This is a genomic window from Actinomadura logoneensis, from assembly GCF_003428695.1.
Classification (GTDB): Bacteria; Actinomycetota; Actinomycetes; order Streptosporangiales; family Streptosporangiaceae; genus Spirillospora; species Spirillospora logoneensis.
Window position 1 is genome coordinate 51,619 of the sequence record NZ_QURH01000199.1, and the last position, 14,340, is coordinate 65,958.

At 73.5% G+C, this 14,340-nt stretch carries 15 protein-coding genes; 7 read left to right on the forward strand and 8 right to left on the reverse strand.

Annotated elements, in window-relative coordinates; all coding sequences use genetic code 11:
* The first annotated feature begins 147 nt into the window (after positions 1-147).
* Positions 148-717 carry a VanZ family protein gene (locus DZF91_RS10820; protein WP_117357336.1) on the forward strand — a complete coding sequence of 190 codons (570 nt, stop codon included), beginning with the start codon at positions 148-150 and terminating at the stop codon, positions 715-717.
* A 22-nt stretch (positions 718-739) separates the two neighbouring features.
* Here the strand turns inward: DZF91_RS10820 and DZF91_RS10825 are convergent, their stop codons facing one another.
* Both DZF91_RS10825 and DZF91_RS10830 read right to left on the reverse strand, forming a co-directional pair.
* Entirely contained in the window at positions 740-1,177 is a 438-nt protein-coding gene (locus DZF91_RS10825) for a hypothetical protein (RefSeq protein ID WP_117357337.1), read from the reverse strand.
* 153 nt (positions 1,178-1,330) lie between these two features.
* Positions 1,331-2,263: an NADP-dependent oxidoreductase gene (locus DZF91_RS10830; protein WP_117357338.1), complete on the reverse strand. Its 933-nt coding sequence runs from the start codon at positions 2,261-2,263 to the stop codon at positions 1,331-1,333.
* 121 nt (positions 2,264-2,384) lie between these two features.
* Here DZF91_RS10830 and DZF91_RS10835 point away from each other — a divergent pair, with 121 nt between their 5' ends.
* The 3 genes from DZF91_RS10835 (at position 2,385) to DZF91_RS10845 (ending at position 6,796) form a co-directional block, all read left to right on the forward strand.
* Positions 2,385-3,251, forward strand: a complete 867-nt coding sequence (locus DZF91_RS10835) for a helix-turn-helix transcriptional regulator (protein WP_117357339.1) — start codon at positions 2,385-2,387, stop codon at positions 3,249-3,251.
* A 192-nt stretch (positions 3,252-3,443) separates the two neighbouring features.
* Complete coding sequence (locus DZF91_RS10840; RefSeq protein ID WP_117357340.1) at positions 3,444-5,630, forward strand: DUF4132 domain-containing protein; 2,187 nt, start codon at positions 3,444-3,446, stop codon at positions 5,628-5,630.
* 143 nt (positions 5,631-5,773) lie between these two features.
* Positions 5,774-6,796 carry a zinc-dependent alcohol dehydrogenase family protein gene (locus DZF91_RS10845; protein WP_117357341.1) on the forward strand — a complete coding sequence of 341 codons (1,023 nt, stop codon included), beginning with the start codon at positions 5,774-5,776 and terminating at the stop codon, positions 6,794-6,796.
* A 93-nt stretch (positions 6,797-6,889) separates the two neighbouring features.
* On the opposite strand, the gene DZF91_RS10850 is transcribed toward DZF91_RS10845, so the two are convergent.
* Positions 6,890-7,408, reverse strand: a complete 519-nt coding sequence (locus tag DZF91_RS10850; RefSeq protein ID WP_235834201.1) for a GbsR/MarR family transcriptional regulator — start codon at positions 7,406-7,408, stop codon at positions 6,890-6,892.
* Between the two features lie 85 nt (positions 7,409-7,493).
* Between DZF91_RS10850 and DZF91_RS10855 the strand changes: the two genes are divergently transcribed.
* Both DZF91_RS10855 and DZF91_RS10860 read left to right on the forward strand, forming a co-directional pair.
* On the forward strand, positions 7,494-8,393 hold the full coding sequence (locus DZF91_RS10855) for an ABC transporter ATP-binding protein (protein ID WP_117357342.1): 900 nt from the start codon (positions 7,494-7,496) through the stop codon (positions 8,391-8,393).
* Between the two features lie 30 nt (positions 8,394-8,423).
* The gene (locus DZF91_RS10860) at positions 8,424-9,245 is read left to right on the forward strand and encodes an ABC transporter permease subunit (protein ID WP_117357343.1); all 822 of its coding nucleotides are present in this window, start codon (positions 8,424-8,426) and stop codon (positions 9,243-9,245) included.
* 41 nt (positions 9,246-9,286) lie between these two features.
* On the opposite strand, the gene DZF91_RS39670 is transcribed toward DZF91_RS10860, so the two are convergent.
* From DZF91_RS39670 to DZF91_RS10885, 5 genes are all read right to left on the reverse strand, one after another.
* Positions 9,287-9,847 carry a hypothetical protein gene (locus tag DZF91_RS39670; RefSeq protein WP_158587910.1) on the reverse strand — a complete coding sequence of 187 codons (561 nt, stop codon included), beginning with the start codon at positions 9,845-9,847 and terminating at the stop codon, positions 9,287-9,289.
* Entirely contained in the window at positions 9,844-11,262 is a 1,419-nt protein-coding gene (locus tag DZF91_RS10870) for a sensor histidine kinase (protein ID WP_117357345.1), read from the reverse strand. Before DZF91_RS10870 ends, DZF91_RS39670 begins: the two co-directional genes overlap by 4 nt.
* A 143-nt stretch (positions 11,263-11,405) precedes the next feature.
* Positions 11,406-11,879 (reverse strand): carboxymuconolactone decarboxylase family protein, encoded by a 474-nt coding sequence (locus tag DZF91_RS10875; RefSeq protein ID WP_117357346.1) that lies wholly within the window; start codon positions 11,877-11,879, stop codon positions 11,406-11,408.
* 3 nt (positions 11,880-11,882) lie between these two features.
* On the reverse strand, positions 11,883-12,377 hold the full coding sequence (locus DZF91_RS10880; RefSeq protein ID WP_117357355.1) for a carboxymuconolactone decarboxylase family protein: 495 nt from the start codon (positions 12,375-12,377) through the stop codon (positions 11,883-11,885).
* A gap of 109 nt (positions 12,378-12,486) precedes the next feature.
* The gene (locus DZF91_RS10885) at positions 12,487-13,659 is read right to left on the reverse strand and encodes a serine hydrolase domain-containing protein (RefSeq protein WP_117357347.1); all 1,173 of its coding nucleotides are present in this window, start codon (positions 13,657-13,659) and stop codon (positions 12,487-12,489) included.
* A 138-nt stretch (positions 13,660-13,797) separates the two neighbouring features.
* Between DZF91_RS10885 and DZF91_RS10890 the strand changes: the two genes are divergently transcribed.
* On the forward strand, positions 13,798-14,340 hold a 543-nt coding region (locus DZF91_RS10890; RefSeq protein ID WP_117357348.1), incomplete at its 3' end, for a sigma-70 family RNA polymerase sigma factor.

Here is a 14,340-nt window from a genome sequence, read left to right on the forward strand (position 1 = left end):
GAGGGCCTGGCGCATATCGCGGGCGTATCGAAATCCGCATACGCCCTCGCAACGGCCCTTCGAGTTCAGTGGTGCACGGCTACACGAGGGCGAGATCAGGCGTTCTGGCTGCGGGGATCTCCGCGGGAGGACGGGAACGGAGGCGGCGTGCTCCGAGGGTGGCACGACTGGATCGGGACGTACACCGGCGTAGTGCTCATCACGATGGCCGAGCTGCCGTTCGTCGCCCTCGCGGTGTGTGCGCTGGCACTACGGCGGCGCGCCGGTGGCGCCTCGCACGGTCGGGCATGGGGCCGGTCGCTGAGCGAGGTCGGCCTCGTCTACGGAACGCTGCCGTGGCTCTGGGCGATCATGATTCCGGGGAGCCGGGCGGGCGCCGTCCCCGGCCGGGTGAGCCTGGTGCCGCTGCGCGATCTCCTGGCGATCGCCGCGGGCGACACGGGGACGGCGGTGGGCCAGATCGTCGGCAACCTGCTGGTGTTCGCGGCGCTGGGGGCCCTCGCCCCGCTGCGGTTCCGGAGCCTGGCGTCGGTGTGGCGGGTCCTGGCGCTCGCGGCGGCCCTCTCGATCCTGCTGGAGATCCTGCAGTACGTCCTGCGGCTGGACCGGGTGTCGTCCGTGGACGACGTCCTCCTCAACACCTCCGGGGCCGGACTGGCCGCCCTGGTGACACGCCGCTGGTGGCCGGCGGCCACCGAAGGTGGCCGATCGGACTGAGCGGCCCCGGAGCGCCCGGGCGTCACCTCGGTCGCCGCCACAGCAGGACGACCGCCACCAGGCCGGCCAGGCAGGGGAGCACCTGGAGCCAGGCCAGGCGGGGCGCGAGCCCGACATCGCCGCTGGTGTCCCGGACGGTCAGGGCGGCGAGCGCGAAGCACACCGCGCCGACGAACAGGACGCCGGCCAACCAGGGAGCCCAACGCCTGCCGGTGCGCGCGGCCCAGATGGTGCCGAGCCAACCGATCAGCCCCAGCCCTCCCACGATGGACAGGACCACCGTGTAGACGGTGACTGCTTCGTCCACCTGGCTCTGGCCGAACTCCGGGTACCCGGCGCGGACATGGTCGGCGAGGCCCGCCCGGTCGAGGAACGCGGCGAGCGTCGCGCCCACCGTGAGCACGGCCCCGCCGTACATCGCCGTGAGGGCTCCTCGTGCGCTGGTTCTCGGCGTGGTCATGCGTGAGTCCTTCCATGGGTGGACGGGCGGTCGCTTCTTACGACGTATGTTTACCTCCGACGCAGCATACTTACAACATAAGAATCAGCCTTGTGGGCGACGTCACCGAAGCGGCGACGGCGGCCGGCCTGCGCACGTCGGGCCGCGGTCGCCTCAGCGGACGCCGTGGTGCGGGCGGAGCACGATCTTGCCGTGGGTGTGCCGCCGCTCCAGTTCGGCGAACGCCTCCCGCACCTCGTCCAGGGAGTAGGCGCGGGCGATCGGCACCTCGAGGTCACCGCGGGCGGCGAGCCGGGCCAGTTCACCGACGACCACCGCGCACGCCGCGGCACCCTCGCCGTAGGTCCGCGCGCCGACCCTCGCCGCGGCGGCCCAGTCGCGGATCGTGTCGATCCGCTCGGGACGGACGCCCAGCTCCACCGCCAGGTCCACGTAACCGTCCCCGAAGGTGTCGATGAACGCGTCCACCGTGCCGCCGGAAGCCTTCCGGATCCGGTCGGCCACCCCCGTCCCGTACTCGACCGGGACGACGCCGTGCCGCCTCAGCCAGGCGTGGTTGCGTTCGCTCGCCAGCCCGATCACCGTGGCGCCCCGCCGCCGTGCGAGCTGGACGGCGAGGGAGCCGACGCCGCCCGCCGCGCCGGAGACGACCACCGTGTCGGACGGGCCGGGATCGACCGCGAACACGGTGGCGTACGCGGTCGTCCCCGCGACGTACAGGGATCCGGCGACGTCCCAGGGCAGGTTCTCCGGACGCACGGTCAGGTTCACGTCGTCCACCACCACGAACTCCGCGTGGCTGGCGCGCGTATGGACGAAGCCCAGGACCTCGTCGCCCACCGCGAAGCCGCGCGCCTGCGGCCCGGTCGCCACCACCACACCGGCCAGGTCGCTGCCCTGCCCGGACGGGAATGTCGCAGGCCAGCGCCCGTGCCGCGCGCCCTGCCGGATCATCACCTCGCCGGGCTGGATCCCGGCCGCGCGGACCTGGACGAGCACCTGGCCCGGGCCGGGGACGGGACGCTCCACCTCTTCCACCCGCAGGACGTCGAGCCCGCCGTACTCGTGGAACCGCACAGCCTTCATCGCGTGACCACCGCTCTTCCCTCGTCGATGCACCGACTATGCGGTCGTCCGCGCCGGGCGAGAAGCGGAGCGTCCTCCCTAGGATCGGCGGTCCGAGGACGCGGGTGGTATCACTGCCCGCATGGGGATGCACCGCGACGACCTCGCCGATTTCCTCCGCCGCTCCCGGGCCCGGCTCTCGCCGCGGGACGTCGGGCTGGTCGAGGGGCCGAGGCGGCGCACGCCCGGCCTGCGGCGGGAGGAGGTCGCGGCGCTCGCCGGGATGTCGGCCGACTACTACATGCGGCTGGAGCAGGCCCGCAGCCCGCAGCCGTCCACGCAGATGCTCGCCGCCCTGACGCGGGCGCTGCGGCTGACCCTGGACGAGCGGGACCACCTGTACCTGCTCGCCGGGCACCGTCCGCCGGAGGGCGCGCGGGCGGGGGAGTACCTCCGGCCGAGCCTTCTGTACCTGCTGGACCGGCTGGACGGCGTCCCGGTGCAGGTGCTGAGCGACCTGGGCGACCTGCTGGCGCAGAACGACATGGCGCAGGCGCTGTTCGGATGCGTGTGCTCGGTGGCGCGCGAGGACCGCAACATCGTGCTGCGCTGGTTCACCGAGCCGGACGTGCGCGGCCACTTCGCCGCCGAGGAGCACGCGGAGGTCGCCCGGCAACTGGTCGCGGACCTGCGCGCGGCGGTGGCCCGCCGGGGCAACGACGAGGCGTCCCGGGAGCTCGTCGCGCGGCTCAGCGCGGCCGGCCCGGAGTTCACCGCGCTGTGGGAGCGGCACGAGGTCGCCGTCCGCCGATCACATCCGTACCGGCTCACGCATCCCGAGCTGGGGCCGATCGAGTTCGACTGCGAGGTGCTGGCGATGCCCGCGACGGACCAGCGGCTCCGGGTCTTCACACCGCCGCCCGGGGGTGCCGACGCGCTGGACATGCTCCGCGCACTCGGCCCGCGCCACCGGCACGACACCGCCGCGACGCGCCCTGCCACCACCTAGAAGCGACCGTCTCCGCGAGGCTGGAAGGCGCGTACGGCCGGAGCCGGGTTTGTCCGTGGGACGGCCTAGGGTGACGGCCATGATCGACGTCGAGATCCGCGCGCGGGCCGCCGACCGGGACGGACAGGTCACGAGCGCGCCCCGTGCGCCGGTCCTGTGCCCGCGGTCGGTGGCGCTGCTGGGAGGCCGCGGGTGATCGAACGTCCCGTCCCGGACGAGTACGTCGAGTTCGTCGGCGAACAGCGCGCCACGCTGCGGCGGCTGGCCGACGAGGCGCGCGCGGCGGCGGACGCGGGCGATCTCGCGGCCCTGCGGGCCCTCGCGGAGCGGCTCCGGCTCCAGATCGAGGACGGCGACGACCGGGTGTACGGCAACCTGGAGCCGCACCTCGGCGACATCGTCGCCGACCTCGACGCGCTCTACGACGCCGCCTTCCCGGTCACCGACCCGGACGACGTCTCCGAGGTGCTGGCCGCGCCGTGGCCCTCGGCCCACCGGAAAGCCCTCCTCGCCGCGTGTCTCGGATGCGACGTCCGGCACCGGCTGCTGCTGGACGACGTGGCGGAGCGGGCCATCGCCGCCGCCGACACGCGCCTGCTGCGGCTGCTCGTCCTCACGCCGCTGGGCTTCACACAGCGGACGGTCGTCGCGCGCATACTCGACGCGCTGCACCGGGCCGGCGACCTGGACGCGGCCGTGGTCGAACGGGCCTTCACCGACGACCCCTGGCTCGGCCGCGCCACCCACGGCGATCCGCCCCTGGGCTGCGCGGACGCGCTGCGCGACCACCTGGACGAGCTGACCTGGAGGCTCGTCTCCGCCTCGCCGCCGGCCGACCGCGACCGCCTTCCCCAGGTGCCGGCCCCGCGCGGCCTGCGGTTCGTCCGGGCGGCCCTCACCTGGCACGGCGCCCCCGAGGTCGCCGACCACCTCGGCGTCGCCGAGCTGACCGGCCCCGAACGCGCCACCCTGCTCGACCACCTGCGCGGACGCCCGGCGGACGAGCGCCGCCGCGTGTTCGGATGGCGGTTGAGCGCCGGTGACGCCGAGGCGTTCCTGCCGATGTTCGGGCTGGAGCGGACCGCGCCGCTGCTGCGGCTGATCCAGGCGATGCCCGCCGACGAGACCGTCCGCCAGGACCGGGCCGCGCTCCTGGCCGCAGTGGCGGAGGCCGGGCCGGACGCCGCCCGGCGGCTGCTGGAGCTCGTCCCCAACGAGCTGGTGTCGGCGGCCATGGGCTGGAACCGCGCCGCCGTCCTGAAGCGGGTCAAGCGCAACGCGCTGCAGGGCATCGCCGCGTTCGGCATGCTGCCCCTCGCCGCGGACGAGACGGTCCTGGACCGCTACCTCGCGCTCCGCGAGATCGCCAAGAGGGGCCCCAAGCTCGGCCCCAACCGCAGGCACAGCCACGCCGCCGCCGTCTCGGTCGCCCTCGACCACCTGGCGCAGGTGACCGAATTCGCGGACGCGAGCCGCCTGGAATGGGACTGCGAGGCACGCCTCGGGAACGAGACGCCCACCGAAGCAGAGATCGGCGACTACCGGGTCGAGCTGCGGTTCGACGGCGCCGATCCGACGCTCACGGTCGCCAGGGCGGGCAGGGCGTTGAAGTCGGTGCCGGCCGCCGTCCGGCAGGACCCGCGCTACCAGGAGCTGCGGGAACACCAGAAGCGACTCCAGGACCAGGCACGCAGGATGCGGACCGGGATGATCGAGCAGATGGTCTCGGTGTCCGCGACGCTGCAGCCGGACGAGCTGTCCCGTCTGCTGTCCCTGCCCGCCGGTGCGGCGATGCTGCCCCTGCTGGTCTGGCGCGACCGGGCGGGGACGATCGGCCGGCTCGACCAGATCGACACGTCCGGGCCCGTCACCGCCGTCCACCCCGTCGAGCTGCGGGAACGCGGACTGCTCGCGCACTGGCAGGCGGAGTTCGAGCGGCGCGGCCACCCGCAGCCGGTCAAGCAGGTGTTCCGCGAGGTGTACGTCCTCACGCCGCCGGAGTGCGAGGCAGGGGAGGTGTCGCGGCGTTTCGCGGGGCGGACGGTGGACGGCAAGGTCGCGGGCCGGCTGCTGGCGGAACGCGGTTGGTTCACGCACGGCGAGTACGACGCGCACCAGGCGACCCGCGTCGTCGGGGACGGGCTGATCGCGGCGCTGCGCTGCGACTTCCACGGCTACTTCGGCATGGGGGAGGTCGTGGTCGGTGAGGTCCGCTTCCTGGCGGGCGGGCGCCGGGACGGAGGCCGCTACGGCTGCCCGACGGGGTCCGGGAGCGTCGGGGGCACGCCGGTCCCGCTGGCGGACGTGCCACCGGTGGCCTTCTCCGAGGTCATGCGCGACCTGGATCTCGTGGTGTCGGTCGCCGGGCAGGAGCCGTAGGCGCGTCCACCCCGCCCCGAGATGTCTCCTCTTGATGCATTTGGGCAGTTTGTAGGGGTAGTGCGACCGGCGGGCACGGGGGATCACGCGCCCGGGGCCACCTGGCGTGCACCCCCGCCGATGGTTGAAAGAGGAGATTCTTCATGCGTGGAGTAGTGCTGAACGGTCCCGGCGACGTGGGGGTGGTGGACCGCGAGGACCCGCGGATCGTCGAGCCGACCGACGCGATCATCAAGGTGACCGCCGCGTGCGTGTGCGGGTCGGACCTCTGGCCGTACCGGGGCGTCCAGAAGTCGACCGGCCCGGCCCCGATGGGCCACGAGTACGTCGGCGTGGTCGAGCAGGTCGGCGGCCAGGTGACCAGGGTGAAGCCCGGCGACTTCGTGGTCGGCTCGTTCTTCGCCTCGGACGACACCTGCGAGATCTGCCGGGCCGGTTACCAGTCCCGCTGCGTGAACGCCCAGCCGCTCGGGGCGATCGGAACGCAGGCGCAGTACGCCAGGATCCCGCTGGCCGACGGCACCCTGGTGGCCACCCCGGGCATGCCGGACGCGGACATCGTGCCGTCCCTGCTGGCGGCGTCCGATGTGTTGGGGACGGGTTGGTTCGGCGCGGTCGCCGCCGAGGTCGGCCCGGGCAAGACGGTCGCGGTCGTCGGCGACGGCGCGGTCGGCCTGCTCGGCGTGCTGGCCGCCAGGCGGCTGGGCGCGGAGCGGATCGTGATCTTCAGTCGCCACGCCGACCGGCAGAAGCTCGCCGCCGAGTACGGCGCCACCGACGTGATCGTGGAGCGGGGCGACGAGGGCGTCGCCCTGCTCAAGGAGATGACCGGCGGGCTGGGGGCGCACAGCGTCATCGAGGCCGTGGGCACGCAGGAGTCGATGATGCAGGCCATCCGCTCCACAAGGCCGGGCGGGCACGTCGGATACGTGGGCGTGGCGCACGGCGTGGCGATCCCCGGCGACGAGCTGTTCTTCTCCGGGGTGCACCTCCACGGCGGCCCCGCCCCGGTGCGGCGCTTCCTACCGGAGCTGGTGGACCTGATCTGGGACCGGCGGATCGACCCCGGCAAGGTCTTCGACCTCACCCTGCCACTGGAGGACGCCGCCGAGGGCTACCGGGCCATGGACGAACGCCGCGCGATCAAGACCCTGCTCATCCCGTGACGACACCCCCAAGGGCCGCGGCCCCCACCGGCCATGTGGCGTCTCAGGGCGGGGCGCCGCCCATCCGCGAGGGTCAGCCGCGCCGGTCGCCCCTCAGCCGCGCCGGCTCTGCCAGCGCTCGACCAGGGCGGGCAGCTCCTGGAGCATGAAGCCGTAGAAGTCGCGCATCTCCTCCAGCCGGACGGCGGCCGGGGTGTCGGGGCCGGTCGCGGCGATGCCCTCCTCGGCGGCCTGAAGCATGGCCTGCAGGGTGGCGTTCTGGCCGGTCATCAGCGTCGCCCAGCAGCCGGGTCTGATGCGGTAGTGCTCGCGGCGGCTGCCGGGGGCGGGGACGCGTTCGATCAGCCCCACGGTGGACAACATCTTGATCGCGCCGGACACGCTCCCGGAGCTGATCCCGAGCCATTCGGCGAGATCGGGGGCGGTGACGGCGTCCACGTCGGCGAACAGCAGCGCCGCGAGCACACGCGCGGTGGCCTTCTGCATCCCGCCCTGGGCCAGCGTCAACGCCAGCCGCTCGGCCGCCTCGCCGGTGCCGCCGTCACGCCCGCCCGATCGCGCGTCCGATCGCGCGTCCGTCCGGCCATCCGGCTGCCGGGTGGTGTCTGCCAAGGTCGTCCCTCCTGCCGATCGCGTGGTGGAAGTTTAACAGCTCTGAGTCTTCAAAAATCTCTGAAGCTTCCGATATGTTCATGACATGACCACGGCGATCGAGCTGACCGAGCTCACCAAGACCTACTCCCGCGGACGCGCCGCCCGGCGTGGCCTGGACGGACTGACGCTCAGCGTCCGGGCCGGGGAGGTGTTCGGCTACCTGGGGCCGAACGGCGCCGGCAAGTCCACGACCATCAGGCTGCTGCTCGACCTGATCCGCCCGACCTCCGGGACCGTCCGGGTGCTGGGCCTGGACCCGCGGCGCGACGCGGTCGAGCTGCACCGCCGCGTCGGCTACCTCGCCGGGGACTTCGTCGCCGACGGCCGCCAGAGCGCCGGCGAGTGCCTGGCGTTCCTGGCCGCGCTGCGCGGCGGCGTCCCCGCCGCGCGGATCGGCGAGCTGGCCGAGCGGCTGGGGCTCGACCCGTCCGCGCGGATCCGCAGCCTCTCCAAGGGCAACCGGCAGAAGGTCGGGCTCGTCCAGGCGTTCATGCACCGCCCCGACCTGCTGATCCTGGACGAGCCGACCTCCGGTCTCGACCCCCTGGTGCAGCAGACCTTCCTCGACATGGTCGCCGAGGCCAGGACCGCGGGGCAGACGGTGTTCATGTCGAGCCACATCATGAGCGAGGTCGAGGCCGTGGCCGACCGGGTCGCGATCATCCGCGAGGGCCGCCTCGTCGCCGCCGACACCGTCGCGGCGCTCCGCGCCCGCTCCCTGCTCGAGGTCCGGATCGACTTCGCCGCACCCGTTCCCGAGGCCGAGTTCGCGGCCCTGCCCGGCGTCACCGGCCTGCGCCTCGACGGCACGACCCTGACCTGCCACGTGGACGGCGCGCCCGACGCCCTGCTCAAGGCCGCCGCCCGGCACACCGTCATCGGCCTGCGCGCCGACACCCAGGATCTCGAAGAGCTCTTCCAGAGCTACTACGCCGCCGCCTGACCCGCCCGTCTCCCCCCTGAAGGAGCCCCCATGACCAGCACCGGGAACGCCGTCCCGCTCTCAGCCCACGCCTTCACCCGTTCGGTCTTCACCAAGACCCTGCACGACAACCGCCGGATCTTCACCGTCTGGGCACTGGCCACGGCCGCGCTCGCGATGCTGTACGCCGCCTACTACCCGCAGGTCAGCGCGAACACCGCCGCCAAGATCCCCGACGCGTTGCGCGGGTTCGGCCTCAGTGACACCGCCGACGCGGCCGGATACTTGCAGGGCGCGGTGTTCGGCCTGCTCGTCCCGCTGCTGGCCACGTTCTACGGCGCGGCCACCGGCGCCCGCATGATCTCCGCGGACGAGGACAGCGGCTACCTCGACCTGGTGCTCGCCCACCCGGTCAGCCGCACGCGCCTGCTGCTGCAGCGCTACGCCGCCCTGGCGGCCGGCGGCGTGGCCATCGCCGCCGCCGTCCTGCTGGCGATGCTGGCCGTCCGGTCCGGCGCCCACCTGGGCGCCGTCAGCGTCACGGGGTTCGCGGCCCAGGCCGTCCACCTGGCCCTGCTGATGCTGCTGTTCGGAGCGTTGGGCACCGCGCTGGGCGCAGCGACCGGCCGGCCGCGCGCCACGGTCTTCGGCGTCACCGCCGCCATCGGCGTGGCGTCCTACGCCCTCAACGGCTTCGCCCCGCAGATCGGCGCGGACGGGCTGCGCTACGCCACGCCGTTCCACTACTACATCGGCACCCACCCGCTGACCGAGGGGTTCCAGCCGCTCCCGATCCTGACGATGGCCGCCGCGACGGCCGTCCTGCTGGCGGTCGGGGCGTGGCGCTTCGACCGCCGCGACCTCGGACGCTGAACCGACTCCGCGACCTGCTCGGACGCCGCTGCGCGAGGACGTCAGTTCCGGACGGACGTGCCGAGCAGGTCGCGGTAGTCGGCGCACCGGACCTCGCGGCCGGGACGGCCGTCGAAGATGTTCAGCTCCACCTTCTCGACCCCGGGGATCGCCTCGGCCGTGCAGGCGATCTGCGCCTGCCACACCCGCGGCCACTGGGCGGGCGGGATCGTCGTCTCCAAGGCGACCGTGACCTTGTCGGACTCACCGATCTCCGGAGTCGTCTGGGTCTGGGCCCCGGCGGGCCCGACGTCGTGGACGGACGGATCGGGCAGCCCGGTGACGATGCCCACGCCCGGAAGCGTGCTGGTGAACCCCATCCTGCGCTCGTTGTCGGTGACGCCGTGGCCGAGCTGCCGCAGCGGCATCAGCGGAGCGCCGGGAAGCCCGGGGCGCACCACCGGCATGAGCTTGCCGCCCTTGAGGAAGTACACCGTGTTGTTGACCGCCGGACCCTCCGCGCGGGGGAGCGGCCCCACCTCGGTGATCCCGGTCGCGGGGACGCCGCACGCGGACGCGAGGGCCAGGACCGCGACGAGCGCCGCGACGGCACGCCGCCTCATCGGGCACCCGCCAAGGGCAGCCAGAGCGTGAACACCGCGCCTCCCTCGGTTCCCGCGGACGCCTCCAGCGTGCCGCCGTGGAGCAGCGCGTTCTCGCGCGCGATCGCCAGGCCGAGCCCGCTCCCCTCGCTGCGCGTGCGGGCCGCGTCGGCCTTGACGAACCGATCGAAGACCACCGGCAGCATCTCGGCGGGGATGCCCGGCCCCGCGTCGGCGACCACCAGCTCGAATCCGGGCACGTCCTCGCGCTCCGCCCGACGGACCTCCAGCCGCACCGGCGGCCGTCCGTGCCGGAACGCGTTGCCGACCAGGTTGGCCACGACCACGTCGAAGCGGCGCGGGTCCAGCCGCGCCACCAGGTCGTCCGGAACCTCCACCGCGACCCTGCCGGACCAGCCCCGCGCCTGAAGGGTGGCCGCCACGGCGGCGGCCACGACCACGTCGTCCAGGACGAGCGCCGCCGCGCCCGCGTCGAACCGGCTGATCTCGATGAGGTGTTCCACCAGCACGCCGAGCCGTCGCGTCTCGGCCGCCATCAGCCGCGCCGCCGTTCCGTCCGGGTCCTCCTCCAGCACGTCGGTGAGCGCGGTCATGGACGTGAGCGGAGTGCGCAGTTCGTGCGAGACGTCCGCGACGAAGCGCCGCGCCCCCGCCTCCATCACGCGCAGCTCGCTCACCGTGGTCTCCAGGGCGTCCGCCGCCTGGTTGAACGTCCGGGCGAGGTCGGCCAGCTCGTCCCGGCCGCGGACCTCCACCCGCGTCGCCAGTTCGCCCGCCGCCAGCGCACGCGCCCCCGTGCCGAGGCGCCGCACCGGCCGCAGGACGCCGCGCGCGGCCACCAGCGCGAGCGCGAGGCCGAACAGCAGCGCGGCGGCGTCCGCGGTGGCCATCGCGCGGGTGAACGAGCGGAGGTCGGCGGTCTCCCGGTCCAGGCTGACGCTGACCAGCACGATCGGCGGGGTGGTGCGCTGCGGGTCGGTCGCCGAGGTGACGTATCCGGACGTGAACGTCCCGACCAGCAGGTAGGCGCGTCCGCGGTGCCGGACCCGCTGGACGACCATGGCCCGGGTGGCCCGCGCGGCGAACGCGGCGGAGACCGGGACGTGCAGGCGGCCCGGCGGAGGCGGCGGCACCGGACGGTCGAGCGGCAGCGTCTCCACGTAGGCGCGCTGGCGTCCGTCGGTGGTGCTCAGCGCGTTCCGCAGGGTGTCGGACAGCGTCCGGCCCGCGTCGGTCGGCACCCGGGCGGGCACCAGGCGCGCGACGGTCTGCCGCACCTGCGCCACCACGGCGTCCTGGGTCCGTTCCAGCATCGCGTCGCGCACCAGCACGTACCCGACCCCGGACGCGAGGACCGACGCCAGCAGCGCGACGGCGGCGAAGGCCGCGGCCATCCGCATCCGCAGACTCGTCATCGGACCGGCCGCCGGACGCCGGGCCTCCGCATCAGAACGCTCACCATCGGGCCAGTATCCACGGACGTGATCACACTGGCACCGGAGCGTCGGCGGTACAGGCGGCCCCACGCCACCCGCACCGCCGACGCTGCCCACTGCGGTTAGTTCCAGGTGGTTCCGGCCGGGTCGTTGATGATGTTGTTGATCGTGTTGAACAGGTTGCTGGTGGCGGTCCAGAGGATCAGTGTCGCGCGCTGCCGCTCGTCGTAGTGTTCGACGAGGCCGTCCCAGACCGCGTCCGGGATGGCGGCGTCCGACCGGTCGTTCATGCGCGTGGCCGCCTCGGCCAGCGCCAGGGCGGCCCGCTCCGCGTCGGTGAAGAACGGCGACTGCCGCCAGGCCGCGACCGCGTTCATCTGGTCGTCGGTGACTCCGGCCTTCCTGGCCTCGGCCGCGTCGGCGTACAGGCAGGCGCTGCCCCCGTTGATCTGGCTGCCGCGCATGGCGGCCAGCATCAGCGTGGACGCGGGGACGACGCCGTCCGCCATGTCCTTGGCCATGGCCTGCATGAGGGACTGGATCGCCCGGCCGGCCTCAGGCACCAGGTAGGCGGGATTGGTCATTCGCGCGTGCATGGGTCATTTCCTCCACTGCTCGGCGGGCGCCGCCCCGGGGACGGGCTTGCCGATGAGGGCCAGCGGGATGAAGAAGCAGACCTGCCCGATCGCCATGGCCAGCGTGGCGAGGGCCTGCTCGTCGTAGTGCCGGCGCGCCTCGGCGTACAGCTCGTCCGGGACGCGCTCTCCGTTCGGGTTCGCGATCAGGACGGCGTCCACCAGTGCCAACGCGACCCGTTCGGCGTCGGTGAAGTAGGGGGCGTCCCGCCAGGACGCGACGGCGGTGATGCGCTCCTCGCTCTCGCCGGCCCTGCGCAGGTTTCCGCTGTGCAGAACGGTCAGGTAGGTGCTGCCGACGATCTGGCCCGCGCGCAGTTGCACCAGACTGATGGTGGGCTGCGGCAGCGACCCGTTCCCGGTGGCCCGGAAGAGCGCCGGGCCGATCTCCGTCAGTTCGGGGACGAGTCCGGTGGGGTCGGGCAGACGCGACCGAAGCTCGTCGGCGGATGTGGTCATGGTGAGGTTCCCTTCGGTGTTCATCGGTTCTTCACTGCACTGACGGACGGCATCGGACGAAGGTGACCGGCTACGCGATCTCGCGTTCGGTGAGGTCACGGCACGGCGCTCAGGCGTCGGTGGCGGCGCGGTGGACGGCTGCGGCGAGCCGGTCGTGTTCCGGGTAGGACCAGCCGAAACCGAAGCGGCGGCGGGTGTAGCCGAAGGCGATGCCGCTGTGCGGATCGGCGAACGCCTCGGAGCCCGCCGAGCCGCCGTGCCCGAAGGCGTTCGCGCCCAGGAACGGGTAGCGCGGGCCCTTGGCCTCGAACCCCAGCGCGAAGTCGCTGCGTTCACCGCGAACCAGGTCGCCGCCGGTGGAGTGCAGCTGGGCGAACTCTCCGACGGTGTCGGGCGTGAGCAGCGGCGGCCGTCCGCCGAGCCCCCAGACGGCCGCCGCGTACAGACCGGCCAGGCCACGGGCGCTGCCCACCCCGCCCGCCGACGCCTGCCCGAGAGCGCGCACCCGGCGGGTGTTGGCGAAGGCCACTTGGTCCAGCGGCGGCGTGCTGTTGAGGCCGTAGCCGATCCCGGTAAAGCTGTGCGGGCCGGGCACGTTCGCCCAGAAACCCGCCTCCTCCTCGGGCGTGGCGTGCCACCACCGCACCGGACGGAACCGGTCCTCCTCCGTCTCCGGAAGGCCCAGGTACAGATCGAGCCCGTAGGGGACGCGGACGCGTTCCTCGTACACCTGCTGCAGCGACTGCCCGGTGACACGCCGGATCACCTCGCCCACCATGGCGAAGGTGACGAACCCGCCGTAGCCGTAGGCGGTGCCGGGCCGCCAGTACGGCCGTTGCGCGGCCAGACGGCGCGCGATCACCGCGTCGTCGGCGAGCTCGACGGACGTCAGCCCGCCGTCCACCCCGATGACCCCGGACCGGTGAGCGAGCACCTCCCGCAACGTGATCGCGCCCTTGCCCGCGGCGGCGAACTCTGGCCAGTACCGCGCCACCGCCCGGTCGAGCTGCAGGACGCCTTCCTGCACCAGCAGGGCCGCCACCACCGTCGCGGCCCCCTTGGTGGACGAGTAGACGCCGGTCAGCGTGTCCCCGGCGGCCTCGTCCCCCGCCCACAGGTCGACCACCAGCCGACCGTGCCGGTAGACGGCGAGCTGCGCACCCGGCGCGCCCTGCCCCTTTGCCGCCTGCTCCTTCTCCGCCTGGTCCGCGACCTCGGCGGCGAACTGCCGCCGGACCTCCTCGAAACCGTCCGCGACCGTTCCACGGACATCCGTCCTCATAGTGATCAGCAACCTCTCGTGTGGATGGTCGCCGCCATGACGGATCCGGCGCGCCGAAGGTGACCGCCGTCGGCCGTCACCTTCGGCGGGGCCGGTCCGTCAGTGCGGTGACGCCGATCGAGGAAGGAACCCGCGACCGTGACACCCGAGGACCTGCTGGCCGTCCGCTTCGAGCACCACCGCCCGCACCTGAAGGCGGTCGCCTACCGGATGCTCGGCTCCCTGACCGAGGCCGACGACGCGGTCCAGGAGGCATGGCTGCGGTTGGCGCGCTCACCCGCCGACGCGATCGACAACCTCGCGGGCTGGTTGACCACCGTGGTCGCCCGGGTGTGCCTGGACATGCTCCGGACTCGCAGATCCCGCGGCGAGCAGCCGCTGGAGGACCACCTGCCGGACCCGGTGATCATCCGCGAGGACGCCACCGACCCCGAGCAGCGGGCGCTGCTGGCCGACTCGGTCGGGCTGGCGCTGCTGGTCGTCCTGGAGTCCCTGTCCCCGGCGGAACGGCTGGCGTTCGTCCTGCACGACATGTTCGGCCTGCCGTTCCAGCAGATCGCCCCGCTCGTGGACCGCACGCCCGTCGCCGCCAAGAAGCTCGCGAGCCGGGCCCGGCAGCGCGTCCGCGGCGCGGCGGTGAGCCCGGACCCCGATCCGGCCGGCCGGCGCCGCGCCGTGGAC

What these genes read in the sequence shown, in the direction of transcription:
- DZF91_RS10825 (WP_117357337.1), bottom strand. Translation starts at nt 1,177, where the DNA reads ATGACCACGCCGAGAACCAGCGCACGAGGAGCCCTCACGGCGATGTAC.
- DZF91_RS10830 (WP_117357338.1), bottom strand. Translation starts at nt 2,263, where the DNA reads ATGAAGGCTGTGCGGTTCCACGAGTACGGCGGGCTCGACGTCCTGCGG.
- DZF91_RS10835 (WP_117357339.1), top strand. Translation starts at nt 2,385, where the DNA reads ATGGGGATGCACCGCGACGACCTCGCCGATTTCCTCCGCCGCTCCCGG.
- DZF91_RS10845 (WP_117357341.1), top strand. Translation starts at nt 5,774, where the DNA reads ATGCGTGGAGTAGTGCTGAACGGTCCCGGCGACGTGGGGGTGGTGGAC.
- DZF91_RS10855 (WP_117357342.1), top strand. Translation starts at nt 7,494, where the DNA reads ATGACCACGGCGATCGAGCTGACCGAGCTCACCAAGACCTACTCCCGC.
- DZF91_RS10860 (WP_117357343.1), top strand. Translation starts at nt 8,424, where the DNA reads ATGACCAGCACCGGGAACGCCGTCCCGCTCTCAGCCCACGCCTTCACC.
- DZF91_RS39670 (WP_158587910.1), bottom strand. Translation starts at nt 9,847, where the DNA reads ATGAGGCGGCGTGCCGTCGCGGCGCTCGTCGCGGTCCTGGCCCTCGCG.
- DZF91_RS10870 (WP_117357345.1), bottom strand. Translation starts at nt 11,262, where the DNA reads ATGACGAGTCTGCGGATGCGGATGGCCGCGGCCTTCGCCGCCGTCGCG.
- DZF91_RS10875 (WP_117357346.1), bottom strand. Translation starts at nt 11,879, where the DNA reads ATGCACGCGCGAATGACCAATCCCGCCTACCTGGTGCCTGAGGCCGGC.
- DZF91_RS10880 (WP_117357355.1), bottom strand. Translation starts at nt 12,377, where the DNA reads ATGACCACATCCGCCGACGAGCTTCGGTCGCGTCTGCCCGACCCCACC.
- DZF91_RS10885 (WP_117357347.1), bottom strand. Translation starts at nt 13,659, where the DNA reads ATGAGGACGGATGTCCGTGGAACGGTCGCGGACGGTTTCGAGGAGGTC.